We start from the raw sequence: 24,575 nt of genomic DNA, 5'->3' as shown, positions 1-24,575 counted from the left end.
CCACCTACGCCGCTTTCAACTTGCGGGCCTTCTTCGCTCGCACTGGCAACCTGCTTTCGATTGAAAACCCGACATTCAGCGCCCGCATGATGGTGGCAATCGTTTCGAAACGCGGCTTGGCACCCGGTGCCAGCGTCTTGTAGAGGCTTTCGCGGCCGAGACCGGACGCCTTCGCGACCTCGGCCATGCCGCGCGCCTTGGCCACGTCACCAAGCGCCTTGAGCAATACGCCGGGGTTTTCGTCGCGGGCTGCGAGCGAAAGATATTCCGCAATCGCTTCCTCACTATCGAGATAGTCAGCGACCTCGAATGGCGCGTAAGTGACCTTTGCGTTCGCGTTTGCCTTGACGTTTTCCTTTACGTTTCCCTTGGCTTTGGCCTTCTTCATCGCCCGCTCTCCTTCAATTCCCTCGCCATGCGCTTTGCCTTGGCGATATCGCGGCGCTGGCTGGACTTGTCGCCACCGCAAAGCAGCACATAGACGGCGGCACCATCACGCACGAAATAGACACGGAATCCCGGACCATGGTGGATACGCATTTCCGAGACGCCTTCGCCTACCGGCTCGCAATCCCCGAAATTGCCCAGGGAGGCTTGCGACAACCGGTGCAGTATCCGCGCCTTGGCCTTCTGATCTTTCAAGCTATTCAGCCAATCGGAAAAGACGGATGACCGAATGAGCGTGTTCATGGCCAAATGTATCTAACTGGATACAGTTTGTCAAGAAGAAGCCGCGTAGGGACCGCTTTCTCGCCCCCCTCGTCGGCGCGATGCGCAGGATTGTCGCCCATGTGGCGCCGGCACCGGGCCGCCACTATGACCCCACGATTTCGCCATACGCATCGTGTTGTTCGCTCGCACGACCCTTCCCGTCAGGCTAGCCTTCGGAAACATGGACATGGGCGGTGATTTCATTGGCCGCTGGCGCGCGGGTAGCAGCAGGAGAACGGCACGGCAAGCGAAAGCCGGACAGTACAGCGCGAAGGTGCTTGCTTGCGGCTCATTGCTGCTCTCATGTGTCATCGTCGCTGGCATGGCGACGCAAACGGCATTGGCGGAAACAGCCGCGCCGGCCCAGACGCGCGTCGCTGATAACGCACAGGAGCAGGGTGGGCCTGGCGTCGCGCAACCATCCCGCACGCAGAAGTCGGAACCCGAAACAGTCCTGCGACAGCCCGAGGTGCAGAAGCCAGCGCCGGAAGCTGCCGTTCAAATGCCGGAAGCACGGAAATCGAGCCCCGAGGCCAAGGATTTACCTGTACCACAGCTCGTCTTGCCGGGCGATCTGGCGAAGAAGATCGGCCAGAAGATCTGGCTGAATGAAACAGGCGGAAAACCTGATGCGATCACGGCATGGAGTGCGAACGAGGAATTCGCTTCCTTAGGCATCGGTCATTTCATCTGGTTTCCTGTCGGCAAATGGCTGCCTTTCGAGGAGAGCTTTCCGGCCCTGCTCGAATTCATGCGCAAGAAGAACGTGCGTTTGCCCGCCTGGCTGGACCAGACGCAAATTCCGGCGAACCCGTGGACAAGCCGGGCCGAGTTCAGGAGGAACGCCAACTCACCGCAGATGAAAGAGTTGAGGCAGTTTCTACTCGACACCGTGCCGGAGCAGACGCAATTCATGGTGGCGCGGGCGCAAGGTGCGATGGAGAAGATCCTCAAGACGACGCCCGACGGCACGGAGCGCGAACATATCGTCATCCAGTTCACGCGCGTCATTCGCGCCTCCGAGAATTTTTATCCGCTGATCGACTACATCAACTTCAAGGGCGAGGGCACCAACCCGAACGAAGCCGCCATGAACAGGGAGACCGGGCGGCGGCAGGGTTGGGGTCTCAAGCAGGTGCTGCTCAAGATGAACGGCGTGACCGGCGATCCGAAGGCCGTGCGCGCCGAATTCGCCGATGCGGCGCAGTTCGTCCTGCAGCAGAGGGTTCGCAACCTTCCATCCAACCGTGTCTTCGAGGTCGGCTGGCTGCGCCGCGTCGCGACCTACCGCCGCCCGATCGCGGATCCGGAATCGAGCCCCCAACGGGCTCTGAGGAAATCGTTGCGGGTGACGGCGGCTCAATAGCTTTGCTCATCTTTTGTTTGAGCATGATCTCCGCGCAACGCGTTCCACTGACGTCGCGAGGGAAAACCGGCTTCCACTTTTCCGGATCATGCTCTAAGGGACAGTTGCCGTTTTTGCCATGCGTGAGGCTGCTTGTCCCGCGACGTTCGTCAGCAATCGCGGGCTGCGCCTCGCTGACGTCAACCCTTGGCCCTCTTCGCCGTCATCTTCTCATAGGCCGTCTGCAGCCAACGACGCGCGATGGTCTCGGCGGGGCGGTGCATTTTCGTGCACTGTCACCCCAATTAAGAAGTTGCTGGAGGAGATGAAGTGAGTTGGTTTCGCAGTCCATGTCAAAATAAGGGCCGGTGACGCTATCCTTACGGGTTGTCAACCTTTGCCGAACATGGTGGAAGCACCGCAGGAGCGCATGCACATGACGAAGCTTTTCACGACTGGATATGAGGGTAGCAATCCGGCGGACTTATTTGCAACCCTTCAGAAAAGTGGTGTGACGCTCCTAATCGATGTTCGGGACGTCCCGATCTCCCGCAAGCCAGGATTTTCGAAGTCCGCTCTTGCAAGAGGGCTTGACGAAGTCGGGATCCGATACCTCCACTTGAAGGCACTCGGCGATCCAAAACCGGGTCGTATCGCCGCCCGGGAAGGCCGGTTCTCAGACTTTCGGCGAATATTCAGCGCGCACATGATGACCACTGCGGCGCAGCAAGCCTTATCCGAGGCGGTGGCGGCCGCTTCAGAATCCATTTCGTGTTTGCTTTGCTTCGAACGGGATCATACTAATTGCCACCGCTGCATCGTTGCCGAGTCGATGGCGCAGCGCGCGAAATTCAGTCTGGTACATTTGACCGCTACACCGCTAGTTGCCCGGACCACTTCAAGAGGTGGTATTTGTTCTAATGACAGGACACCCGCCTACATCGGGTAGCACCGAAGCCATAGTGATCGTAAAGGCGGCGCCGCAAGTCGGCCGCCGCCACGGTGAGACGGTTTGTTGCGCCGGCATTGACCTGTATGGGAATTGGCTCAGGCTTTACCCCGTATCCTTCCGAACGCTGGAGCAGTCGAAGAAGTTCGGACGTTGGGATCGAATTAAATTCGACTGGCGCCTTCCCAACGACGACAAACGCACTGAGAGCCGGCGAGTAGATCAGCAGTCCATTGAGATTGTCGGTAAGCTCAGAAAGTCGGAGCGACCCGCCTTTCTCGCCAAGGCAATTGTGACGAGCCTCGTGCGCGAGCGTGAGCTCGGCAGGAGCTTCGCACTATTGAAGCCGGAAATCCTTGCATTCAAGGTCGAGAAAAAGGACGTCGAAGAAATAAAGGCAGAAAAGGAATTGTTCGATTCGATCCGCGCCCAGGACGATCTGTTCGCAAAACAGGTAACGAACAACTACAATCCGTGTCCGTACAATTTCAAATACCGCTATCGAACAGACGACGGCGTTCGTGAAGGGACGTGCCAGGATTGGGAAATCGAAGCGACCTATCACAATTGGTCGAGAGAGTATGGCGAGCAGGGAGCCTTGGCCGACATGGAGCAGGTGTTTGGTCGCGACTATCCAGCAAGGGGCATGCTTCTGGCGATGGGAACACATTCACTTCACCAAGATACCTGGCTCATCAATGGTGTGGTCCGACAAGACGATATCAGCCAAGCGTCCATGTTCTAGCGTGTGATAGAGAGCCTTCGTGACCAGCAAGTTCAGCGATCCAAATTCCCTCTTCGCTGCAATAGCAGATGGGCCGATTTCGTCGGAAGAACTGCTTCATATGTCGCTAAGCGGCTGCACGCACGAAGAGGCAAGAGCACATTTCAAAGAGCGCGCCAGGGTTAGGAAAGCGGCTGACGCTATTGAGGGACAACCCTTGGAAACCTGGCCAGCGTTCGATGTGCGCTGGGACTTAGACCAGAGAAGCTTTTACCGCGTGTATGACGGAGCCAATCCGGACCAGGTGAATGCGGACGAGCTCGTCCTGATTCCGGACGTTTCATTGGCTGCCATCGATGCTGCGCTCACTCCGCACTGGCATCGGACTGCAGAAGAGGTTTGGACCGTCGGATCTCCGGATAAAGCGGCGCGTGCAATAGTTCATTGGCACGAGGGCGGCCGAATGACACCTCCGTTGATCATTCCCACGAGCGACGGACGACTGACCATTGGTGGCGGCAACCACCGCCTGGCAGTCGCTCGAGCAAAAGGGACGGCCCTCTTACCAGTCTTGGTAAAGGAGGATCAGGAGACGCGGGTCCGCGACATTCTGCAATTCCAATGATAGCGTCAGCCAGTAGTCCGCTTACCGCGGTGGAGGGTACCGTTTTCTCCCGGGTTAGGAGCCGCCCGAACTTAATACCTCGCCTTCTTTAGCCGTGTGTCAAAAGCGCGCTGAATGAAGTGGCTGCCTAGACACCTCGCTAAAAGGTTGATTTCTACCCAAAGTTGCCGCCAAATCGCACGACTGCATTGGGGGATAACATGGACTTTAGGTCTTTTTTCGACTTCTGCGAAAAGCTTTTCCGCGTTTGGATCGGCACCGCTTGGGGGAAGGGAGCGCTAATTCTGATCGCTGGCGGCGTCCTCTCGATCACAAGCATCACTCAATACGTAGTACCACCCTTTGCCAAGCTCTTCGGCGTCAGCATTACAATTCCCGATACTCCAGCTTGGCTTAGCCTGGTTCTCATAGTGCTCGGCATTTCGTTACTAATTCTCCAACGCGTGATTCCCGAGCGGCCCGCGATACAAGAACCGCCCCGGGGCAACCCGCATGACGTGAAGCTGCTGGCTGACTATCGAGCATTAATGACACCAGAGCTTATCGCATTTCTCACAGACCACAGTTTTAGACTCCCCTATCGTGTCTCCATTCTAAATCCCCTCGAACTCATCGCTTATGAGTGGCGTGGCGCCCATTACGAATTCTTGGACTCAGAACTTCAAGACTCACTGTCAAACGTTATTGGAGCATCTCGCGGACTCTGTAATGTCATCACCAACCGGATTTTCCCTGATTACAACAATCCCGAGATCGGCACGCCGCTCACCGATCTGGACCTGCGAGAAGGAATACAACCCCAGACCAGGGCCGCTATCGAGCAGATGAACACGCTTGCAAAGGGAGTCGTAACCACGGCGAACAATTTCGAAACACTTGCTCGCCTGAAACTTCCCTTATAACCCAGGGAATAGCCCGCATGGGCGCGTGATGGACCATCGCCCCGATGTCGCTGTGTTTGCCGACTAGCCGATGGTAATGCTTTGAGGTGATGCCGATGAGTGGAGAACTAATTCCAATTTCGGATGAGCAAGCAAAGGCTATCCAAGAGGCCTTGAAAACTCTCCAAGAATTCGGCGGCTTCTTGCGCGATACATTAGGCACTGTGCCAGCCGATGTCGTTGGTCTCCTTGGTGGTGATTACCTAAAGGTGAGGCGCGCTGAAAACCTCGCAAAAATCATTGAAAGAGCAAAAAAGAGATTGGAGCAGCGACAAATAAAAACTGAGCCTCCCGCGCTTCCGTTGTTGCTTCCGATGTTGACCGCTGCTGCAGACGAGGACCGGGATGAACTACAGGAGATCTGGGCCGGCCTCCTTGAGGCTGCGGCCGACCCCTCTCGTAGGACAGCATTCCGACTTAGGTTCATCGAGATCGCTAAACAACTCGATCCCCTCGATGTCAAAACTCTCAATGCACTGACAGCTGGCGCAGGCTTTCTTGACCCCGATGTCCGTCAAACCCTGGTTAAGCTAGGCCTCAACAGCGACGAAATACAAATTTCTGCGTCTAACTTGCTGAGTCTTGGTCTGGTTGGCGACGCTGGCCGATGGACGCTTTACCCATTGGGAAAAGAGTTCCTTAGGGCCGTCCGATGAAGCAGGGTAGAAATCAAACCGAACACTCGGTGTCCCACCATTGAGAGTGGGTCAATTCTGAAAAAACCTCAATCAGATCGGGACCAGAATAAAGATTTGGCGCTCCCTAGGGGAATCGAACCCCTGTTTCAGCCTTGAGAGGGCCGCGTCCTAACCGCTAGACGAAGGGAGCGTTGGCCTCAGGGAATAGCCGCGAAATGTGCGGTGGGCAAGGCAAGTCTGAAGGCCCTCGCACGGTTGGGTAAATCTGTTGCCTGGCGTCCTCGACCCCGGCCCGGGGCATTTTTGGGCCGATCGCGCTGGCCTCAGGGCTCGCTGACGAATTTCAGCTTTCCGGCCGGTTTCAGCGTCTTGGCGTCGAAGGTGCGGATTTCGGTCACTCCGGCTATATCCAGCGTCAGCACCAGCCGCTCGCCGGCGACCGCCGTCGAGATGATGCGGGCGCCCTTGGGCAGGGTCGCGATAATGTCGGTCGCGGCGGCCGCGGGGCTTCCCTCGCCACGGTAAAGACGGTACCCGACGGCGATCAGGACCACGGCCACCGCAAGCGCCGAGGTCAGGCCCGCGATCAGCATCATCCGCCGCACCCGCGCGATCAGCGCGGCCTGTTCGGGGGTTGGTTCGGGCGCAACGGTATCGGTCATGCAAGGCTCTGCTTTGGAACAAGGCTCATCTAACGGCGGTCAAAGGCTGGAGGTTACCGTCGGCGGCGACGAGGGATCGCCCCGCCTCGACCGCGTGCTCGCGGTGCTCCGCCCGGAACTGTCGCGTTCGCGGCTGAAGGCGCTGATTCTGGCCGGTTCCGTTACCGCCAAAGGCGCCCCCATCCGCGACCCCGCTTATCATGTCACTGCCGGCGATACGATCACAATCGACGTGCCCGAAGCGGTGGCGCCGGAGCCGTTGGGCGAGGATATCGCGCTCGATATCGTCCATGAGGACGACGACATCATCGTCATCGACAAGCCGAAGGGGCTGGTCGTGCATCCGGCCGCCGGCCACGAGAGCGGCACGCTGGTCAACGCGCTGATCGCCCATTGCGGCGCCAGCCTTTCCGGCATCGGCGGCGTCCGCCGGCCGGGCATCGTGCACCGGCTCGACAAGGACACCACCGGGCTGATGGTGATCGCCAAGAACGACCAGGCGCATCAATCGCTGACCGCGCAATTCGCCGATCACGGCCGCACTGGCCCGATGCAACGCGGCTACATGGCCTTCATCTGGGGCGTGCCCAACCGCCAGCGCGGCACGGTCGACGCGCCGATCGACCGGCATCCTTATGCCCGTGAAAAGATGGCGGTGCGCCCGGGCGGACGCGAGGCGGTCACGCACTGGGAATTGCAGGCGGCGTATCAGGGGCGCGACGGCAAGCCGGTCGCCTCGCTTTTGGCCTGCCAGCTCGAGACCGGGCGGACCCATCAGATCCGGGTGCACCTCGCCCATATCGGCCACCCCCTGATGGGCGATGCCGTCTATGGCCCGCACTTCAAGACCAAGGCCGGGCAGCTCGGTATCCAAGGTAAGGATGCACTCACCGCCCTCGGCCGGCAGGCGCTGCACGCCTACCTGCTCGCCCTGGAACACCCCCGAACCGGGGAATTTTTGCATTGGGAGGCGGCCCTGCCGGAGGATTTGCTCCTCCTGCAACGGGCGCTGGAAGCGGCGCTATGACGCAGGCCATTCTGAAAAGATAAGCTATACCAACAGGTTATAGCTGCCACACGGTGACGTGACGTCAGTATTCCTTCCCTATTTGTTCGTTTTCGGGTATGTTGCACCTGCGCTGAATATCCAGCGCGGAACATCGCAGCCTGGTCGGCTTTAACACAGCGATCACCTGCCGGGCCCGCCGCTATCGGGGGCCTGAACCACTGGAGGGCGCTCAAATGGCCCGTACAGCTACGTTGCCGGTTCTCAATGGAGAATCCGGCCTTTCCAGATACCTCGCCGAGATCCGCAAATTCCCGATGCTGGAGCCCCAGCAGGAATACATGTTCGCCAAGCGTTGGCGCGAACATGACGATCGCGACGCGGCACATCACCTTGTCACCAGCCATCTCCGGCTCGTGGCCAAGATCGCCATGGGCTATCGCGGCTACGGCTTGCCGATTTCCGAGGTCGTCTCGGAAGGCAATGTCGGCCTGATGCAGGCGGTCAAGCGGTTCGAGCCCGAGAAGGGTTTTCGTCTCGCTACCTACGCCATGTGGTGGATCAAGGCGTCGATACAAGAGTACATTCTGCGTTCCTGGTCACTCGTGAAAATGGGAACCACCGCGAACCAGAAGAAGCTCTTCTTCAACCTGCGCAAGGCGAAGAGCAAGATCTCCGCGCTGGACGAGGGCGATCTCCGCCCCGACCAGGTGAAGTTGATTGCCAAGCGCCTCGGCGTGACGGATCAGGACGTGGTCGACATGAACCGCCGCCTCGGCGGCGACGCGTCGCTCAACGCGCCGATCCGCGACGACGGTGAAGCCGGCGAATGGCAGGACTGGCTGGTCGATAACTCGCCCAACCAGGAAGCCGTGATGGCCGAGCACGAGGAGTTCGATCACCGCCGACAGGCGCTGAACGGCGCCATCGGCGTGCTCAACCCGCGCGAACGCCGCATCTTCGAGGCGCGGCGTCTGGCGGAAGAGCCGATGACACTGGAAGACCTCGCCGCCGAATTCGGCGTCTCGCGCGAACGCGTGCGGCAGATCGAGGTCCGCGCTTTCGAAAAGGTGCAGTCGGCCGTCAAGGGCACGATTGCCCGGCAGGAAGCCGAAGCGCTCGAAGCCGCGCTCTGATCGCGCGGTCAAGCTAACAGGTAAACGAAAGCCGGCGGCAACGCCGGCTTTTTGTTTTTTGGCTTTCGTTTTGCCGGAAGCTGTCTCAGCACCTCCGCTGTCGTCCTCCGCGAAAGCGGGTGACCCAGTACGCCGCGGCGTGAAACGACGCGCAATAACTACGGTCTCTGGAATACTGGATCGCCCGGACAAGCCGGGCGACGACAGCGAATGTGCTGCTTGAGTGTTCAGCCAAGCGCGACAGCCGCCCCTACTCCCCCCACTCCCGCGCCAGCTTCGCCAGCACGCAGCCTTCGCAATAGCGGGCGTCCTTGTAGTCGATCCAGTTATGCGCGTAGACGCGATCGAGCGGAATGCCGTAACGCGCGCGCAACACCTTCACCAGAATTCGCCACGCCGCGACCTGCGCCTCGGTCGGACCGCGCGTCACGTCGGGAAAATTGCCGGCGAATTCGACGCCGATCGAATTGTTGCCGACGACCTGGCGATAGGTCGGGCCGTTGTCGATATACTTGTTGTCGTTGCGGTTGGCGCCGTCGCCATGGGTCGGAACGAGATGTTCGGCGACCGCCCAGTACACCGTGCCGTCGGTTTCGACCCAGACCATGACGCCGCGCCGGGTCGGGTTCTTCGACTGCGCCTGCGCGCCGCCGCGCGCGGAGCCTGCCGGCCCTTCGGTCTGGTGCACGATGATGTTGCGCCAGGGATGAGATTTCGCGAGGTCGCCCCACGGCGCGAGCCAGACCACCTTCAACCCGGGAATATCGGGTGTGCCGGACGCGCGCGCGATCGCGGCGAGGTCGGGCGTTTGCGCGGCGGCGCAAGCGGGAAACTGGAAGGTGAACAGTGCGGCCGCGACGAGACGAAAATTCATGATCGAGGTCCAGTGACGGACCTGAGTAGCACGTCTCAGGCCCGCTGGCGCAGGCCGATATCCGCTATTCCCGACGTTGCGGGTTCGGGCGCCAGTGGCGGCGCCGGGTCGTAGGTCGCAAAGCCGTTGCGGCCGGCCTTCTTGGCGTCGTACAGCGCATGGTCGGCGGCCGCAATCAGGCGGTCGGGATAAGCGCCCATCTCGCGGGCCCATTGCGCGACGCCGATCGAGACCGCGATCGGAATGTCGTTGCCGGCGCATTGCTCGGCGTCCGCACGGCAGACCTCCAGCACGCGGCGCGCGATCATGGCGCCTTCGCGCAGCGTCGAGGACGGCAGCACGATGCAGAACTCGTCGCCGCCGGTCCGCGCCAGCATGTCGCCGGGCCGCAGGCGTGTTTGCGCCATCAGGGTGAAATGCTGCAGGCAGGCATCGCCGGCGGCATGGCCGTGGGTATCGTTGATGCCCTTGAAGCCGTCGAGATCGATCACCAGCAGCGCGAACGGCTGACCTGAGCGTTCGGAGCGCGTGCATTCCTCCGTGAGGCGCTGCAGCAGATAGCGGCGGTTGCCGACGCCGGTGAGATCGTCGAGCAGCGCGAGATCCGCGACCTCGTTGCGCAGGCGGTCCATCGCCATCAGCAGGAAGCCGAAATTCAGCGACATCGACAGGAACACCAGCACCAGGATGACGACCGATTGCACCGGGTTGAAATGCATATAGGAGAATCCGCCGCCCGCGCTGGTCACCGCGCCGATCCACCTGGCGACGAAAATGGCCATGATGAGAATGGTGACGACGCCGGCGAGCCGCGCGCCCGGATTGACGCGCCCCTCGTGCCGGCCGAGCAACAGCTTCAGGCTCAGCACCATCGGCAGCGCCTGGGCGATCGTGAAGACGGTCATGCGCGCGGGCACGCTGTCGTAGACGAAAGTGAAAAAGCACAATCCGGCTGCGCCAAGCCCGGTGACCAGCACGGTGAGGCGCCAGGAAACCGGTTGATCGAAGAACTTGCGGATACCCATCGCAGCCAGGCAGATCGCCAGGATCAACGCGGTGCCGGCAAACAGCAGCGGCACCAGTGAATCCGGGAAAGTCACGCGCAGCATCGCCATTGCCGCGCCGGCCGCCGCAACGAATGCCGAACCGGTCCAGAACCGCGCGGCTTCGAACGACGGATAGCTGCGCATGACGTAGGCCCAGATCAGGCCCAGCGCGAGAAAATTGATGACGAACACCGTCCAAAGCGTCGGAACGCTCAGCATCGCGACCCCGGGACGCGCGCGTCCCGTCTCCCCAGTTGCCTAACGACCGCTCAAGACTTCCGCCTCGGGCTTTCTCCCACGACGATCGTTGTTGTCTCGCCCCGTCGTCTTGCGGGACAAGGTGCATCCGCGACGCTTAACGGACCCTGACTGCCGCCGGCCAATCCAAACCGTGGTTTTGAATTGATGAAGATCGTCGAAATTGGGACATCGTTAAGCATGATGCGCGCGATGCGAACGGCGGTGACGAGGCGCGTTTCGGCAAAAAATCGCATCAAAATGCATAACAACTGTGGATAACGTGATGACAACGCCATGACAGCACGCGGCATGGGCCTGCGAATCTGCTGGGATTGTCATCGAGGATGTTGCGAGGCTGGCCCTCCGCCAAGCATGCCTCGGTGTCGCGTTTCAATCCATGAAAACCTTGAGAGGATACTATGGCTAAGAAAGCGAAGAAGGCGAAGAAGGCCAAGGCGAAGAAGGCCAAGAAGTCGAAGAAGAAGTGAATTTTGGCCCGGGTGGAGTGCTCAGCTCCGCCCGGGCTCCCAACTCCGGGTGCAATTTGGAGAATGGCGGGCCGCAGGCCCGCCTTTTTGGTTTTGGTACACGCGAACGCGTAGCCCGGATGGAGCCACGGAAAAATTTCAGCGCTCCGCCAGCGCCAGCTTGGCGCCGAGTGCGGCAAATCCCGCCGCAAAACTCCGGCGCAGCCAGGCCATCACCTTCGGGCGCGTGATGACGCGGTCGTGCAGCGAGGCTGCGAACAGGCCATAGACCGCGAACACCGCAAACGTCATCGCCATGAAGGCCGCGCTCAATTCCAGCATCCGCGCCAACGGGTGCGGCTCGTCGACGGCTATGAACTGCGGCAGGAAGGCCAGGAAGAAGATCGACAGTTTCGGATTGAGGATGTTGATCAGGATCGCGGTCACGATGACGCGCCGGCTGGAGCGGGTGGCCGCCGCCGGGCGCGTGTCGATCGACAGCGCGCCTGTCTCGCGCAACGCCTGCCAGGCCATATAGAGCAGATAGACCACGCCGCACCATTTCAGCGCGGCAAACGCCAGGGCACTGGTATGCAGCACCGCGGCAAGCCCGAGCATGGCGGCCAGCATGTGCGGCAGGATGCCGAGCGTGCAGCCGAAGGCCGCCGCAAGGCTCGGCCGCGCTCCCAGCGTCAGCGCCACCGCGAGCGTATAGAGCACGCCGGTGCCGGGCGAGGCGACTACGATCAGCGAGGTCAACAGAAACGACAGCGTCATGCCCTGCCATTACCACGGCGGCATCCGGCGTGGAAGCACGGGCACCACCCGCGGCTGCTTACGAACGCGGGCGCCGCTCGGCCTCGTTGTGGCGGCGCCTTTCATACACCATCCGTTCCGCTTCGCGGATCACGTCGAGCGGCGCCCACGGCTTGGACCAGAACTGGACGCCATCGGGCAATTCCTGATGCAGCGGTTTGCCTGAGGTGACGATCACCCCCATCTCGGGATTGTACTTCCTGGCGATGTGCGCGAGCTCGACCCCGTCCATGTTGCCGGCAAGCTGCACGTCGGTCATCATCAGGACCAGGCTATCGGCGGCGCGCTCCAGCACCAGCTCGGCAGCCTCCGCACTCTCGCATTCGATGACATCGACCTCGCTCTCTTCCAGCAGCAGGCAAATCATATCCCGTTGCATCGGATCGTCTTCGACGATGAGGGCCGTCGCGCGATATGGTTTTGATTGTCCCATGGTGGCCTCCTCGAAAATGATCGTGCCGGTTAAGGGCGTCTTTTATGTCGGCTAGTCGACTATGTCGGCTAGTCGACGTTAAGGCTCGAAGCGCTTTATTGTTCAGTTCCAATTTGCGAAAGTTGCGGAACCCGCCTTCTTTCTCGATCCTTATGGAGCCCATCCCAATGACTGCAATATCCGGAAGCGCGGCCGCCGTGACCGGCGCCGCCAGCGGCATCGGCCGCGCGCTCGCGCTGGAACTGGCCGCGCGCGGCTGCGACCTGGCGCTCGCCGACCGCGACGAGGCCGGGCTGCAGCAGGTGGCCGCCGAGATCGCCAAAGTGGCCACGCGCAAGGTATCAACCCACCGCGTCGATGTCGGCGAGCCCGCCCAGATCCAGCAATTCGCGCAAGCGGCCATTGCCGCCCACCCCTCGCTGAACATCGTCATCAACAATGCCGGCGTCGCACTCCTTGGCGCCTTCAACGAGGTCGACCAGGCGCAGATGGAATGGCTGATCAACATCAATTTCTGGGGCGTGGTGCACGGCACGCGCGCGTTCCTGCCGCATCTGTCGCTCAAGCCGGAGGCGCATATCGTCAACGTCTCCTCGATCTTCGGCATCATCGCCCCGCCCGGCCAGACCGCCTATTGCGCGGCCAAGTTCGCGGTGCGGGGCTTTTCGGAAAGCCTGCGGCATGAACTGGCTGTCGCGAACAGCCCGGTGAAGCTGTCGGTGGTGCATCCCGGCGGCGTGCTGACCAACATCGTGCGCAACTCCCGCACCGGCGCCGGCATCACCGACAATGCACGCCGCGCCGAATCGATCGATCGGTTTGATGCGATCGCCAAGACCACGCCGCCGGTTGCAGCCCAGCGCATCATCACCGGCATCGAGAAAAACCAGCCACGCATTCTGATCGGCAACGACGCGTGGTTCATGGATCTGTTGCAACGGTTTCGTCCGGCGACGTACTGGGCGATGCTGGCGAAGCGGATTGGGAAGATGGAGGAGAAGGGGAAGTGAGTCGGCATGCGGATGGCGCCCCTTCGTAGGATGGGTGGAGCGAAGCGATACCCATCAATGCCGGTGCGCGTGATGATGGGTTTCGATCCGCTCTACCCACCCTACGAAGTAAGGAAGCGACGAGGCTCTTACCGCCCCACCAGCCTGTCGGCAAAATACCCGATCGTCTTGCGGTAGATCGTCGCCCTGTTCCATTCGCGCATAGCTTCGAAATTCGCGGTGCCCTCGCCGTACGGTGCGCCGCCCTTGAAGCCGCTCGTGTGCAGCAGGTTCGCGGTGGAGGCCAGAACATCGGGCACGCTGTGGCGCAAATCGACGTGACCGTTGCCGTCGAAATCGACGCCGTATTTGATATAGGACGACGGCAGAAATTGCGTCTGGCCGATTTCGCCGGCGAAGGCACCGATCAAATCGCGCAAAGGGAGATCGCCGCGCTGCACGATCTTCAGCGCCGCCAGCAACTCGCCCTGGAACAGTTCGGTGCGGCGGCAATCATGCGCCATGGTAGCGAGCGTGCGGATCACCGGCATCTTGCCGATGTCGCCCTTTCCGTAATCGGACTCCAGCCCCCAGATCGCGACCACGATTTCCGGCGGCACGCCAAACTTCTGCTCGATGCGCGCCAGCAGCGAGCCGTGCCGTTGCAGCATCTGCCGGCCGATGTTGATGCGCCCGGGACCGACGCGGGTGGAGACATACTGCTCGAACGTCTTGTTGAAGGTGCCGCGCTGTCGCCGGTCGAAGGCGAGCACTGCCGGGTCCTGCGTGACGCCCGAAAGCGCCTGGCTGATCACGGCCTGCGAAACGCCAGCCGCGGCGGCTTCCTGCGACATCGCCGCCACGAAGGTGTTGAAATCGCCGCCGCAGCGGGCGGCGTAAGTGGGGGTGGAGCAGATGACGGCGCCAACAAAAATGGCCCAGTGAAGTATGCGCATGCGAATCCCTTGTTCATTCTGGGGCCGATCATGCCATGGGAAAACGGCGTGCGAAACCTCGTCGTCCCCGCGCACGCGGGGACCCATACGCCGCGGCCGATGTTGTTAGAGCGGATTGGCTGACGGCTTTGCTTCAACAATTGCCGCCTGTGGTTATGGGTCCCTGCGCCCGTGCGCAATTGCGCACTAGGCAGGGACGACGGCAGAGACCCCTACTCCCCGCCGTCGATCTGGCGGCCCATCAGCGCGATCGCTTTCTGATAGACGCCTGCGGCGTTCCAGGCCTGGATCGCCGCAAAATTCGGCTCGCCCGGCTGATAGCCCGCGCCCGTGCGCCAGCCATGGGCTTTCAGAAAGTTCGCGGTCGAGGTCAGCGCATTGGCCGCGTTTTCGAGATTGCCGGTGCCGTAGGCCAGAATGGCTTTGGGCATGAACTGGGTCTGGCCGACTTCGCCATGCATCGAGCCGCGCTGCGTCGGCGACAGCGCGCCGCGATCGATCAATTGCAACGCCGCGTAAAGGTGTTCGGTGAAATAGGCCGAGCGCCGGCAGTCATAGGCGAGCGTCGCGATCGAGGCGAGCATGTTCTGGTTGCCGCGCTGGCTGCCGAACCCGGTCTCCATTCCCCAGATCGCGAGCAGCGGACCCGGCGGCACGCCGTAGCGGCTCTGAATGGACGCGAACAGCGCGCCCTGCGATTGCTTGAGCTGCCGCCCCTTCGCGACGATGGTCGTGGCCCCGCGCTTGGCGAGAAACTGATCGAGCGAGAGATTAAAACTGCGCTGGCCGCGATCGGCATTGATGGTCGCTTGCGCGTAGTTCGTCGCCATCAGCGCCTGGATGGTCGGGGCGCTGATGCCCTTGGCGCGGGCTTCGCCGGCGAACTCCTGCTTCCAGGCGAAATAGCCGGCGGACGAGCTGCCGCATTGGGCGGCGTGGACCTGGGGGGACAGGAAGGTGAGTGTGGACAGAGCGACGAAGGCGACCGTCAATTGCTTGCTCGTGTTCATCGGACTTTCCCTGGAAACTGCATAACCGCACTACCCTAGCCGAAACGGCGCGCGATCCAACAACCCTTTGTGCGATCACGCCATGGGAACGCCATCATTTTCCGAATCTTGCGGCGAGGTATGCCGGCACGCGCGCCAGGGCATCCCCACGGGCTTCCTTGTCCGTGCCGATCACGGGAATGCGGCCGTCGCGTTCGCGATACTGCGGCAGCTCAGTGCGCGGCAGGCCGGGGGCGTCGAAAGCGTGCACGGCATGGCATGTGCGTAGCTCTTCAGTTCGACCGCATTGCCGCGCGCTTTGGCAGCCGATAGGAACGCCTCGCATGGCCCAAGTTCGGTCCAGACATCGTCTTCGCCGAACAGCACGAGCAGGGGTACATGCGTGGTCCAGCCCTGCGGCGAAACATTGGTAAGGGTTGCGTTTGGAATTTCTCAGCGCAGGCGCCGGGATAGAACGCGACCGCCGCGGCGAAGTCGCTGGCAAGCCCTGCCGGGCGACCGATGCTCTTGTCGGAGATCGTCAGCAGCACCACGCCGCCGCCCTGCGACCAGCCGACCAACGCGATCCGATCCGGACGCACAAAGGGTTGCGCCTGCAGATAGCGGAGCGCGGCGTAGGCGTCCTTGGGCCGGTCGCGCCACATGACCTTGCGCGCTTCGCTCGCCGAGCAGGTCTGCCCAAAGCCGCGTGATTTTGCACTGTCGACGACAAGGACGACGTAACCCTGCTGCAGAAACTCGCGCGCCCAGGCGCGATAGAGCGGAAAGAACCGGCCATTCTTGGCCAAGAGCCCGAGCAGCCATGCATCATCACCACGGCCGGCCGCGGCTCATCGCCGGGCGGACGAAACAAATGTGTGATCAGCGTCGTCTTGCCATCGAGCGAGGGGAAATCCACGTGTGGCAGCTCGGCGGGCGCCTCGCGCCTTGCTTCCGCGACGGGCGCTTCGGCCGGCTTGTCTTGGGCGGACACGCTTGCGGCGCTCGCTACAACGGCGAGAGTGGCGGCAAGTCCGACAATCATAAAGGGACGCTTGGCCAAGCTCATCTTCCATATGAAAAGTTGTACGGCGGCTCAAATCTGCCATGCGGGACGGCACAGCGTCAAAGCAGACACAGCCTCGCAATGCCGCCGCGCGTATCTGTGTTTTGTCAGGACCACGCAGGCCGGACGGCGTGACGACAAACGCATGGATAGAACCTCCCAGCCCTTAGCCATCTCGAAAACAGCCATCATCGCGGCTAATCTGAACCGGCTGATCTGTCGGTCACCTGCGCTACCCCCCGGGCCACGTTGCCTCCCGCCGCTCCCGACGTTTCGGCTTCTCAAAGGACAATGGCTATGACCAGGTCCAGTGGTTTCAAAGTCGGAATCGGAATTGCAATCACCGCGCTCGTGGGAATTCAGAAAGCTGCCGCCCAGGCGCCAACGCTTTCCGTAGACCCGTCACGACTACCCCGTCTCGGCACCATCGACGCGCGCTTTCAATCGTACAATGTGGAAATGGTCGAGGTCACCGGCGGACGGTTCTGGAAGCCTTACAACCCAAGCGCCTCAGCGCCGTCGGCTCGCGGTGCTGACAACGCCGGCAATATGCCTGCTGGCGGCAATCCCGACCTCTTCGCGTATCGGGAGCCTATCGACCTGTCGAACCGCCGGCTGCGCACATTGGCTGCCGCGCTGGCGCCAGCCTACCTGCGCGTCAGCGGCACCTGGGCCAATGGCACCTACTTTGCTGAGAGCGATGAAACGCCCGCCACGCCGCCCGGCGGCTTCAGCGCGGTGCTCAGTCGCGAACGCTGGAAAGGCGTCATCGACTTTGCCCGCGCCGCCAGCGCCGAGATCGTAACCTCGATGGCAACAAGCCCCGGTGCCCGGGACGCAACAGGTTTATGGCAGAGCGATCAGGCGCGTCGCTTGTTCGCCTATACCAAATCCATCGGCGGCAGAATTGCCGCCGTCGAGTTCATGAATGAGCCGACACTCGCTGCCATGGGCGGTGCGCCGAAAGGGTACGACGCGGCAGCCTACGGGCGGGACTTCAAAGCCTTTGTTGCGTTCATCAGGACGAGCGAACCGGATGTGATGGTTCTGGGCCCCGGTTCGATCGGCGAGACAACAGCATCGCAATCGAGCACCGATTTCATCAGTACGCGGAACCTGCTTGCAGCATCCGGGCCCGGCATCGACGCCTTTTCCTATCATCACTATGGCGCGGTCTCGCAACGATGCGCGCCGGGGCAACCCACACCAGAGGCCGCGCTTTCGGAAGCGTGGCTGGCGAGCACAGATCGAACATTCGCGTATTACCGATCGCTCAGGGACGAGTTCGCACCTGATAAGCCGATGTGGCTTACCGAAACCGCCGAGGCAGCCTGCGGCGGCAATCCCTGGGCCTCCACGTTCCTCGATACGTTCCGATATCTCGATCAGCTTGGCCGGCTTGCCAAAGCCGGCGTCCAGATGGTCGCGCACAACACGCTGGCCGCAAGCGATTACGGCCTGCTTGACGAAAAGACGTTGCGGCCGCGGCCAAGCTACTGGGCGGCGCTGCTGTGGCGCAGGCTGATGGGCACAATTGTTCTCGACGCCGGCACGCATCATGGGATGCACCTCTACGCGCATTGCCGGCGAGGGGCGCGAGGGGCCGTCACGCTGCTGGCCATCAATACGGACCGGACGAACGCCGTAACCTTGCGATTGCCCGTGACCAGCGAGCGTTACACGCTGTCGGCGGATGATCTGCAAAGCGTCGAAGTGAAGCTGAATGGAACGGCTTTGAAGCTCGGTCCGAATGACGAGCTTCCGCGGTTTGCCGCGGTGACATCGCCGCCCGGTTCGGTCGAGATCGGACCGGCCACGATCACTTTCCTCACAGTCGGGGAAGCCAAAAATCCGGCATGCGATTGAATTTCTTCCGGACGGCGATCGTACGCCCGTTCATGCACTTCTCCCGCGGCGCATTGACCAGGCTCACCAGCGTGTAGCTGATGATCAGCAGCAGGAACCAGGAGCCGAACTTGTCGATGGAAACCATCGACCAGCCGTGCCGCTGCGACGGATAGAGCCAGGTTTTGGTGAAGGTGCCGATGTTTTCCGAGAACCAGATGAAGAGCGACACCAAGGCGAGCCCGAGCAATAGCGGCATCGAGCGGCTGACATGCCAGACCCTGAAATAGACGCGGGTGCGAAAAAACAGCCAGCCGGCAAGAGCGAACAGCAGCCAGCGCAGGTCCGGCATGAAGTGGTGGCTGAAGAAATTGACGTAGATCGCGACACTGAGCGCGGCCAGGCCGAGACGCCGCGGGTGACCGGAAAACTCCAGATCGAACAGCCGCCACGCGCGGCAGAGATAGCTGCCGATGCAGGCATACATGAAGCCGGAGAATAGCGGCACGCCGGCGATCCGAAAGAAATTCGGCTCCGGGTAGATCCAGGAGCCGACCTGCGTCTTGAAGATCTCCATCACGGTGCCGACGACATGATAGATCAGGATCACCTTCGCCTCGTCCACGGTCTCCAGTTTCCCCGCGAGCAGCGCGATCTGAACCGTGATCATGCAGAGAAACAGGAAGTCGTAGCGCGGAAGCCACGCGGTCGCCGGATAGAACCACCAAGTTGCGATCATCAGGAAAACGGCGATCCCGCCAAACAGGCAGGCCCAGCCCTGCTTCAGGCCGAAGCGGAGGAATTCATAAAGCACCGACGTCCAGCGGCGCCGGGCCATGAAGCGGCCTAGCCGATGTTCGCCAGCGATGAAGGGGCGCAGCGGCGGCCAGATGGCCGCGGCGCTCGGCACGGGTTTGGAGGTGTCGGGCTGTTGGTCAGGGGGGCGAAGCATGCCATCGACGATGGCCGTGGAACGCGATGCAAAATTGGCAAATATTTGCAGATTCCGCTTAGTCCCTGCGCTTTTCTTGCGCACCCGCAATTTTCTTTGACAGCGGCGCGCTGATCGACGAAAAGCCCGCCCATGGCCAAGAAACCCGGGACCAATCCCAAAGGCGAGTTCGCCTTTTTCAACGTCGTCTATGAAGACGATTCCCAGCGCTCCAACCGGCGCGTGCCGTCCGAACTGCTCGGCGGCCTTGACGGCGACGAGCCGGCGCGCGGATACATCATGGAGCAGGACCGCGAGATCGCCGAAAAATCCGGCCGCACGCCGCTGGCGATCAAGAGCATCAGTAGGGTTGGGGCGAAGAAGAAATAGCTCATTGCACTCGGCTCTCTCCGCGTCATTGCGAGGAGCGATAGCGACGAAGCAATCCATGCCTCCGCTTGCCGCGCGATGGATTGCTTCGCTTCGCTCGCAATGACGACGCGAGAGCCAGCCCAAAACAAAAACGGCGGACCAAGGGCCGCCGTTTTCATTTGGATCAGCTATCCGCGATCAGTTATCGAGGAACGACCGCAGCTTCCGCGACCGTGACGGATGCTTCAGCTTGCGCAGCGCCTTCGCCTCGATTTGGCGGATACGTTCGCGGGTCACGCTGAACTGCTGGCCGACTTCTTCCAGTGTGTGGTCGGTATTCATGCCGATGCCGAAGCGCATGCGGAGCACGCGTTCTTCGCGCGGCGTCAGCGAGGCCAGAACCCGCGTGGTGGTTTCGCGCAGGTTGGACTGGATCGCGGCATCGATCGGCAGGATCGCGTTCTTGTCCTCGATGAAATCGCCGAGGTGTGAATCTTCTTCATCACCGACGGGCGTTTCGAGCGAGAGCGGCTCTTTCGCGATCTTGAGGACTTTTCGGACCTTCTCCAGCGGCATGCCGAGCTTTTCGGCGAGCTCTTCGGGGGTCGGCTCGCGGCCGATCTCGTTGAGCATCTGGCGGCTGGTGCGCACGATCTTGTTGATCGTTTCGATCATGTGCACGGGGATGCGGATGGTGCGCGCCTGATCTGCAATCGAGCGCGTGATCGCCTGCCGGATCCACCACGTCGCGTAGGTCGAGAACTTGTAGCCGCGGCGATACTCGAATTTATCAACCGCCTTCATCAACCCGATGTTGCCTTCCTGGATCAGGTCGAGGAACTGCAGGCCGCGGTTGGTGTACTTCTTGGCGATCGAGATCACGAGACGCAGGTTGGCCTCGACCATTTCCTTCTTGGCCTGGCGCGCCTCGCGCTCGCCCTTCTGCACGCCGTGCACGATCTTGCGGAATTCGCCGATCTCAAGACCGGTCAGCGCCGCCAGCGACTGGATCTCGTGGCGCAGATCCTTGATGCGGTCCTTTTCGTGATGGACGAAATTCTTCCAGCCCTTGGCGGAAAGCTTCGAGACACGGTTGAGCCAGCGCGGATCGAGCTCCGAGCCTTGATAGTTGCGCAAAAAGTCCTCGCGCGCGACGCCGTGGCTGTCACCCAGACGAAGCAGGCGGCCCTCGAACGAGACCAGTTTCTTGTTGATGTCGTAGAGCTGCTCGACGAGGGAATCGATGCGCGCTTGGTTGAGCCGCAGCGACTTCACCTCGACGATGATCTCATCCTTCAGCTTCTTGTACTTGCGCTCCTGCGAGGGCGAGAGCGACTCGCTCTGAAGCTGGTTGGCGATATCCTGTTCCTGAAGACGGCGCAGCTTTTTGTATTCGGAGGCGATCTTGTCGAACGTCTCGACCACCTTCGGCTTCAGCTCGGCCTCGATGGCGGCGAGCGACATCTGGTTTTCGAACTCGTCGTCATCCATGTCGCCTTCGGCGGCAGCTTCCGCCGGATCCTTCTCCTCGGTGTCCGCACCAGGCGCGGGCGCGGCGCGGAACGGCGTCGCCGACGGCGGAGCGGCGGGCGGAGCGACATGCGCGGGCGCAGCCTCGCCATTGGCGGCCTGGCCGTCGGCAGGCGCGGCGATCATCGCCGGGTTCATGTTGTTCTTGGCGTCGGGGCCGGCGTAAGTGGCTTCGAGATCGATGATGTCGCGGAGGAAGATCTTTCCTTCGTTGAGTTCATCGCGCCAGATGATGATGGCCTGGAAGGTCAGCGGGCTTTCACAGAGCCCTGCGATCATCGCCTCGCGGCCGGCCTCGATGCGTTTGGCGATCGCGATTTCGCCTTCGCGCGACAGCAATTCCACCGTGCCCATCTCGCGCAGATACATGCGGACGGGATCGTCGGTGCGCTCGCCGGGCTCGGATTTCTTGACCTCGGTGACGGCCTTCTGCGTGACCTCGACAAGCTCGTTGTCGGTGTCGTCGTCGGCCTCTTCCTTTTCCTCGTCGGCGTCGGCCTCTTCGGCTTCCGACACGTTGATGCCCATGTCCGAGAGCATCGACATGATGTCCTCGATCTGTTCGGGCGAGGTGGTGTCGGAGGGCAGCACTTCGTTGAGCTGATCGAAGGTCACGAAGCCGCGCTTCTTGGCCTGCTTGATCATCTTCTTGACCGCGGCATCCGAGAGGTCAAGCAACGGCGACGGCGCGTCGGGGCTATCCTTCTCAGGGGCGTCCGCTGCCTTGTCGTCTTTTTCCTTGTCCTTAACCTGCAGCGTCTTTGCCTTGGTGGCCATTCATCAAGCTCCCGAAACGCGCTCGTGCGGAATGGCGTGCAGCGCCATCCGCCTCTGAATTACTGAAGTCGTCGGGATGTCTTTTGTTCGAAAAGCCAACCCGCTAGATCCTTAGCTCTTTACGCGTGATCGATTCGGAAAACCGGATAGCCACTTTTCCGGATCACGCTTGTGCCCCTGAGTATTCCGCATGCACGACGCGGAAAGGGCGGCGCAGACGTCGCCACCCCTTTCACCCGCCATCGTCGGTGTTATGCCAATAGCCCTCGGACGTCTTTGCTTTTAGTAACCCTCGGACTATTAAGCTTCGCTTAACCCTGTTTTTGCCGCCAAACCATGGATTTGGCGAGTCTTTTTGCGGGCACGGCCGCCGCCGTCCGCATCATTTTTTTATCACACGCTCTTCCGGAACCGGCCCGAAAGCTCGCCAAAACCCTCGATCAGGGCTTCCGTGCCGTCGAGCGACTCCAGCCGGGCGCTCACGTCCTTCAGCCATGCCATGTTGGCGTCAGTGGGCTCATCACCCAGCGCCAGCTCGGCATCTTTCTTCTCCCTAAGTAGGGCGTGCGTTTTCTGATGCAAGACAACGAGTTGCTGCCAGGTGGCCAAAACGTCCTCCCGCGCCGCGCCGGGCTTGGTGCCCCACACCGCCGAGGTCGTGATCGCTCGCTCAACCCTTTGAAGAACCTCGCTTAATCCGCGCGCCTCGAGATCGGCCCGCATTTTCTCGGCCTGCTCCTCGACATCTGGGGAATGGTGATGGTCGTTGGCGAAGGCCGCGATAATGCCGGCGCGCAACTTATTTGCCTCGGGATGGGCCAGTTCCAGGGCGGCCACTTCCTCCAGATGGTCGTGCAGCAGCCAGGGGTGGTTAATCAGGGATTGCAGGATCAGTGCCTCACGGCGGGACATCGCGCTGCGCTGGCCGCGCATGATCGGGCTGGTCGCGAGTTGGGGGCTGGCCGCCTGGTAGGGGCCCGAGGCGATCGCGGGGCTTGTGCCGGCCCCCGGTCCGCGCCCACCCCGGGAGGCGAATCGGCCGGCCGGACCCGCTCCGCGCGGGGCAAACGCGCGGGGTGATTCGCCCTGCCCGGTCCGGAAATTACCCCGGCCATAGCCGCCGCCCCCACCTTGCGGCGCAAAGGCGCGCCGCAGGCGATCGGCGAGATCGTCGCGATAATGGCGACGCACCACCTCATCGCGGATGCCCTTGGAGAGTTCGTTGATGCGTGCCTCCAGCGCGGCGCGCCGCTCAGGCGTAGCAAAGCTGCCGCCCTCGATCTCGCGCGACCAGAGCATGTCGACGAGCGGACGCGCGGCTGAAATCACTTCCTCGATCGCGACGCGGCCGCCGGAGCGCGCGAGGTCGTCAGGATCCTGCCCTTCGGGCAGCAGCGCAAAGCGCAGGCTCTTGCCGGGAAGGAGAGCAGGCAGCGCCAGATCGGCGGCGCGATACGCCGCCTTCTGGCCGGCGCGGTCGCCGTCGAAACAGAGGATCGGCTCGTCCGCCATCTTCCACAGCAACGCGAGCTGGTTTTCCGTCAAAGCCGTGCCAAGCGGCGCCACCGCGCCAGCAAAGCCCGCGGTGACCATGGCGATGACGTCGACATAGCCTTCGACCACGATCAGCGGCGAGCCGTTATGCGTCGCCTGCCGCGCGGTCGAGAGGTTGTAGAGATTGTCGCCCTTGTGAAACAGCGGCGTTTCCGGCGAGTTCAAATATTTTGCCGGCACGTCCTTTTCCAGCGCGCGGCCGCCGAAGGCGATGACGCGGCCTCTGGAATCCGTGATCGGAAACATCACGCGATCCCTGAACCGATCGAACGGAACGGGCTTGTCCTCGCCCGCCACGAGCAGCCCGGCTTCCACCATGTCCTCGGTCGAAATGCCCTGCGCGCCGAGATGCTCCTTCAGCGCAAAGCGATCCGGTGGCGCATAACCCAAGCGAAACTGCAGCTGCGTCGCCGGCGAAATGCCGCGGTCGCCGAGATAGCCGCGCGCCTTGGCGCCATTGCGCGAGGCCAGCGTGTCGGCAAAGAATTTGGCGGCGAGTTCCATCACGTCGTGCAGCGTCTTGCGGCGCTGCTCGTGCCGCGCGGCATCCGGCGTCGCCGCCGGCAGCGCCATGCCGGCCATGGAAGCCAGCCGCTCGACGGCTTCCGTGAAGCCGACGCCCTCGGTCTCCATCAAAAACGAGATGATGTCGCCGTGCTTGCCGGAGGAGAAGTCGTGGTAAAAGCCCTTCTGGTCGTTGACCGTGAACGAGGGCGACTTTTCCTGCTGGAACGGCGACAGCCCCTTGAACTCCCTCCCTGCCTTCTTGAGCTTGACGCGGCGGCCCACGACTTCCGAGACCGGAAGCCGGGCGCGCAGTTCTTCGAGGAATTGGGGCGTGAAGCGCATGGATCAGGTAGCTGCCAGAATCGTGGGGCCGTGCCAACCGATTAGCGATACAGGGACCGGTCGACAAAATACGAAGATTGGCGGGTTTCTCGCCACTATTCACA

The 24,575-nt window shown here is 61.6% G+C and carries 25 protein-coding genes and 1 tRNA gene; 11 read left to right on the top strand and 15 right to left on the bottom strand.

The window, feature by feature from the left end; genetic code table 11:
- Positions 1-4 precede the first annotated feature (4 nt).
- Together V1286_RS02195 and V1286_RS02190 are read right to left on the bottom strand one after the other, a co-directional pair.
- Positions 5-388 carry an addiction module antidote protein gene (locus V1286_RS02195; protein ID WP_334477285.1) on the bottom strand — a complete coding sequence of 128 codons (384 nt, stop codon included), beginning with the start codon at positions 386-388 and terminating at the stop codon, positions 5-7.
- Positions 385-690, bottom strand: coding sequence for a type II toxin-antitoxin system RelE/ParE family toxin (locus V1286_RS02190; RefSeq protein WP_334477284.1), 306 nt, complete (start codon positions 688-690; stop codon positions 385-387). The genes V1286_RS02195 and V1286_RS02190 overlap by 4 nt, the downstream gene beginning before the upstream one ends.
- 208 nt (positions 691-898) lie before the next feature.
- Here V1286_RS02190 and V1286_RS02185 point away from each other — a divergent pair, with 208 nt between their 5' ends.
- The 6 genes from V1286_RS02185 to V1286_RS02160 all read left to right on the top strand — a co-directional run bounded on the left by V1286_RS02185 (position 899) and on the right by V1286_RS02160 (position 5,951).
- Positions 899-2,077 carry a hypothetical protein gene (locus tag V1286_RS02185; RefSeq protein ID WP_334477283.1) on the top strand — a complete coding sequence of 393 codons (1,179 nt, stop codon included), beginning with the start codon at positions 899-901 and terminating at the stop codon, positions 2,075-2,077.
- 415 nt (positions 2,078-2,492) lie between these two features.
- Entirely contained in the window at positions 2,493-3,005 is a 513-nt protein-coding gene (locus V1286_RS02180; RefSeq protein WP_334415932.1) for a DUF488 domain-containing protein, read from the top strand.
- A 13-nt stretch (positions 3,006-3,018) separates the two neighbouring features.
- On the top strand, positions 3,019-3,750 hold the full coding sequence (locus V1286_RS02175) for a hypothetical protein (RefSeq protein WP_334477282.1): 732 nt from the start codon (positions 3,019-3,021) through the stop codon (positions 3,748-3,750).
- A 19-nt stretch (positions 3,751-3,769) separates the two neighbouring features.
- Positions 3,770-4,354, top strand: coding sequence for a hypothetical protein (locus tag V1286_RS02170; RefSeq protein WP_334477280.1), 585 nt, complete (start codon positions 3,770-3,772; stop codon positions 4,352-4,354).
- A 200-nt stretch (positions 4,355-4,554) separates the two neighbouring features.
- Entirely contained in the window at positions 4,555-5,256 is a 702-nt protein-coding gene (locus V1286_RS02165; RefSeq protein ID WP_334477279.1) for a hypothetical protein, read from the top strand.
- Between the two features lie 95 nt (positions 5,257-5,351).
- A complete protein-coding gene (locus V1286_RS02160; RefSeq protein WP_334477278.1) occupies positions 5,352-5,951 on the top strand; it encodes an Abi-alpha family protein in 600 nt (199 codons plus the stop codon).
- Between the two features lie 97 nt (positions 5,952-6,048).
- Here V1286_RS02160 and V1286_RS02155 read toward each other — a convergent pair.
- Positions 6,049-6,123, bottom strand: a tRNA-Glu gene (locus tag V1286_RS02155).
- Between the two features lie 133 nt (positions 6,124-6,256).
- Positions 6,257-6,595 carry a hypothetical protein gene (locus V1286_RS02150; RefSeq protein WP_334477277.1) on the bottom strand — a complete coding sequence of 113 codons (339 nt, stop codon included), beginning with the start codon at positions 6,593-6,595 and terminating at the stop codon, positions 6,257-6,259.
- On the opposite strand from V1286_RS02150, the gene V1286_RS02145 reads away from it, so the two are divergent.
- Together V1286_RS02145 and rpoH are read left to right on the top strand one after the other, a co-directional pair.
- The gene (locus tag V1286_RS02145) at positions 6,594-7,622 is read left to right on the top strand and encodes an RluA family pseudouridine synthase (protein ID WP_334477276.1); all 1,029 of its coding nucleotides are present in this window, start codon (positions 6,594-6,596) and stop codon (positions 7,620-7,622) included. The two genes, V1286_RS02150 and V1286_RS02145, sit on opposite strands and share 2 nt — an antisense overlap.
- A gap of 215 nt (positions 7,623-7,837) precedes the next feature.
- The gene (gene rpoH, locus V1286_RS02140) at positions 7,838-8,737 is read left to right on the top strand and encodes an RNA polymerase sigma factor RpoH (RefSeq protein ID WP_334477275.1); all 900 of its coding nucleotides are present in this window, start codon (positions 7,838-7,840) and stop codon (positions 8,735-8,737) included.
- 250 nt (positions 8,738-8,987) lie between these two features.
- On the opposite strand, the gene V1286_RS02135 is transcribed toward rpoH, so the two are convergent.
- From V1286_RS02135 to V1286_RS02120, 4 genes are all read right to left on the bottom strand, one after another.
- Positions 8,988-9,611, bottom strand: a complete 624-nt coding sequence (locus V1286_RS02135) for a peptidoglycan recognition protein family protein (RefSeq protein ID WP_334477274.1) — start codon at positions 9,609-9,611, stop codon at positions 8,988-8,990.
- A 35-nt stretch (positions 9,612-9,646) separates the two neighbouring features.
- Entirely contained in the window at positions 9,647-10,876 is a 1,230-nt protein-coding gene (locus V1286_RS02130) for a GGDEF domain-containing protein (protein WP_334477273.1), read from the bottom strand.
- A gap of 647 nt (positions 10,877-11,523) precedes the next feature.
- Positions 11,524-12,141, bottom strand: coding sequence for a LysE family translocator (locus V1286_RS02125; RefSeq protein WP_334477271.1), 618 nt, complete (start codon positions 12,139-12,141; stop codon positions 11,524-11,526).
- A 58-nt stretch (positions 12,142-12,199) separates the two neighbouring features.
- Complete coding sequence (locus V1286_RS02120; protein WP_334477269.1) at positions 12,200-12,613, bottom strand: response regulator; 414 nt, start codon at positions 12,611-12,613, stop codon at positions 12,200-12,202.
- A gap of 167 nt (positions 12,614-12,780) precedes the next feature.
- Here V1286_RS02120 and V1286_RS02115 point away from each other — a divergent pair, with 167 nt between their 5' ends.
- A complete protein-coding gene (locus tag V1286_RS02115) occupies positions 12,781-13,623 on the top strand; it encodes an SDR family NAD(P)-dependent oxidoreductase (RefSeq protein WP_334477267.1) in 843 nt (280 codons plus the stop codon).
- A gap of 128 nt (positions 13,624-13,751) precedes the next feature.
- Here the strand turns inward: V1286_RS02115 and V1286_RS02110 are convergent, their stop codons facing one another.
- From V1286_RS02110 to V1286_RS02095, 4 genes are all read right to left on the bottom strand, one after another.
- Positions 13,752-14,558, bottom strand: coding sequence for a lytic murein transglycosylase (locus V1286_RS02110; RefSeq protein WP_334477266.1), 807 nt, complete (start codon positions 14,556-14,558; stop codon positions 13,752-13,754).
- A gap of 212 nt (positions 14,559-14,770) precedes the next feature.
- Positions 14,771-15,568, bottom strand: coding sequence for a lytic murein transglycosylase (locus tag V1286_RS02105; RefSeq protein ID WP_334477265.1), 798 nt, complete (start codon positions 15,566-15,568; stop codon positions 14,771-14,773).
- Positions 15,569-15,662: 94 nt separating this feature from the next.
- Entirely contained in the window at positions 15,663-15,818 is a 156-nt protein-coding gene (locus V1286_RS02100; protein ID WP_334477263.1) for a hypothetical protein, read from the bottom strand.
- Positions 15,819-15,840: 22 nt separating this feature from the next.
- The gene (locus V1286_RS02095) at positions 15,841-16,356 is read right to left on the bottom strand and encodes a dienelactone hydrolase family protein (RefSeq protein WP_334477261.1); all 516 of its coding nucleotides are present in this window, start codon (positions 16,354-16,356) and stop codon (positions 15,841-15,843) included.
- Between the two features lie 716 nt (positions 16,357-17,072).
- Between V1286_RS02095 and V1286_RS02090 the strand changes: the two genes are divergently transcribed.
- Complete coding sequence (locus V1286_RS02090) at positions 17,073-18,479, top strand: glycosyl hydrolase family 79 N-terminal domain-containing protein (protein WP_334477259.1); 1,407 nt, start codon at positions 17,073-17,075, stop codon at positions 18,477-18,479.
- Here the strand turns inward: V1286_RS02090 and V1286_RS02085 are convergent.
- On the bottom strand, positions 18,442-19,410 hold the full coding sequence (locus V1286_RS02085; protein WP_334477257.1) for a DUF817 domain-containing protein: 969 nt from the start codon (positions 19,408-19,410) through the stop codon (positions 18,442-18,444). The two genes, V1286_RS02090 and V1286_RS02085, sit on opposite strands and share 38 nt — an antisense overlap.
- Positions 19,411-19,542: 132 nt before the next feature.
- Between V1286_RS02085 and V1286_RS02080 the strand changes: the two genes are divergently transcribed.
- On the top strand, positions 19,543-19,779 hold the full coding sequence (locus V1286_RS02080; RefSeq protein WP_057849867.1) for a hypothetical protein: 237 nt from the start codon (positions 19,543-19,545) through the stop codon (positions 19,777-19,779).
- Between the two features lie 180 nt (positions 19,780-19,959).
- On the opposite strand, the gene rpoD is transcribed toward V1286_RS02080, so the two are convergent.
- On the bottom strand, positions 19,960-22,068 hold the full coding sequence (rpoD, locus tag V1286_RS02075; protein WP_334477256.1) for an RNA polymerase sigma factor RpoD: 2,109 nt from the start codon (positions 22,066-22,068) through the stop codon (positions 19,960-19,962).
- Between the two features lie 393 nt (positions 22,069-22,461).
- On the bottom strand, positions 22,462-24,471 hold the full coding sequence (gene dnaG / locus V1286_RS02070) for a DNA primase (protein WP_334477255.1): 2,010 nt from the start codon (positions 24,469-24,471) through the stop codon (positions 22,462-22,464).
- Positions 24,472-24,575 lie beyond the last annotated feature (104 nt).

Source organism: Bradyrhizobium algeriense (assembly GCF_036924595.1).
In the GTDB taxonomy this organism is placed as follows: domain Bacteria; phylum Pseudomonadota; class Alphaproteobacteria; order Rhizobiales; family Xanthobacteraceae; genus Bradyrhizobium; species Bradyrhizobium algeriense.
Note: the sequence above shows the minus strand (reverse complement) of the source record. Positions and strands in the feature narration are given on the sequence as shown.

Bases quoted from the DNA above. Each gene is read 5' to 3' on its own strand.
- V1286_RS02180 (WP_334415932.1), top strand. From the start codon at position 2,493: ATGACGAAGCTTTTCACGACTGGATATGAGGGTAGCAATCCGGCGGAC.
- V1286_RS02120 (WP_334477269.1), bottom strand. From the start codon at position 12,613: ATGGGACAATCAAAACCATATCGCGCGACGGCCCTCATCGTCGAAGAC.
- rpoH (WP_334477275.1), top strand. From the start codon at position 7,838: ATGGCCCGTACAGCTACGTTGCCGGTTCTCAATGGAGAATCCGGCCTT.
- V1286_RS02090 (WP_334477259.1), top strand. From the start codon at position 17,073: ATGGTCGAGGTCACCGGCGGACGGTTCTGGAAGCCTTACAACCCAAGC.
- V1286_RS02125 (WP_334477271.1), bottom strand. From the start codon at position 12,141: ATGACGCTGTCGTTTCTGTTGACCTCGCTGATCGTAGTCGCCTCGCCC.
- V1286_RS02105 (WP_334477265.1), bottom strand. From the start codon at position 15,568: ATGAACACGAGCAAGCAATTGACGGTCGCCTTCGTCGCTCTGTCCACA.
- V1286_RS02135 (WP_334477274.1), bottom strand. From the start codon at position 9,611: ATGAATTTTCGTCTCGTCGCGGCCGCACTGTTCACCTTCCAGTTTCCC.
- rpoD (WP_334477256.1), bottom strand. From the start codon at position 22,068: ATGGCCACCAAGGCAAAGACGCTGCAGGTTAAGGACAAGGAAAAAGAC.
- V1286_RS02195 (WP_334477285.1), bottom strand. From the start codon at position 388: ATGAAGAAGGCCAAAGCCAAGGGAAACGTAAAGGAAAACGTCAAGGCA.
- V1286_RS02165 (WP_334477279.1), top strand. From the start codon at position 4,555: ATGGACTTTAGGTCTTTTTTCGACTTCTGCGAAAAGCTTTTCCGCGTT.
- V1286_RS02190 (WP_334477284.1), bottom strand. From the start codon at position 690: ATGAACACGCTCATTCGGTCATCCGTCTTTTCCGATTGGCTGAATAGC.
- V1286_RS02145 (WP_334477276.1), top strand. From the start codon at position 6,594: ATGCAAGGCTCTGCTTTGGAACAAGGCTCATCTAACGGCGGTCAAAGG.
- V1286_RS02085 (WP_334477257.1), bottom strand. From the start codon at position 19,410: ATGCTTCGCCCCCCTGACCAACAGCCCGACACCTCCAAACCCGTGCCG.
- V1286_RS02080 (WP_057849867.1), top strand. From the start codon at position 19,543: ATGGCCAAGAAACCCGGGACCAATCCCAAAGGCGAGTTCGCCTTTTTC.
- V1286_RS02160 (WP_334477278.1), top strand. From the start codon at position 5,352: ATGAGTGGAGAACTAATTCCAATTTCGGATGAGCAAGCAAAGGCTATC.
- V1286_RS02115 (WP_334477267.1), top strand. From the start codon at position 12,781: ATGACTGCAATATCCGGAAGCGCGGCCGCCGTGACCGGCGCCGCCAGC.
- V1286_RS02150 (WP_334477277.1), bottom strand. From the start codon at position 6,595: ATGACCGATACCGTTGCGCCCGAACCAACCCCCGAACAGGCCGCGCTG.
- dnaG (WP_334477255.1), bottom strand. From the start codon at position 24,471: ATGCGCTTCACGCCCCAATTCCTCGAAGAACTGCGCGCCCGGCTTCCG.
- V1286_RS02130 (WP_334477273.1), bottom strand. From the start codon at position 10,876: ATGCTGAGCGTTCCGACGCTTTGGACGGTGTTCGTCATCAATTTTCTC.
- V1286_RS02110 (WP_334477266.1), bottom strand. From the start codon at position 14,558: ATGCGCATACTTCACTGGGCCATTTTTGTTGGCGCCGTCATCTGCTCC.
- V1286_RS02185 (WP_334477283.1), top strand. From the start codon at position 899: ATGGGCGGTGATTTCATTGGCCGCTGGCGCGCGGGTAGCAGCAGGAGA.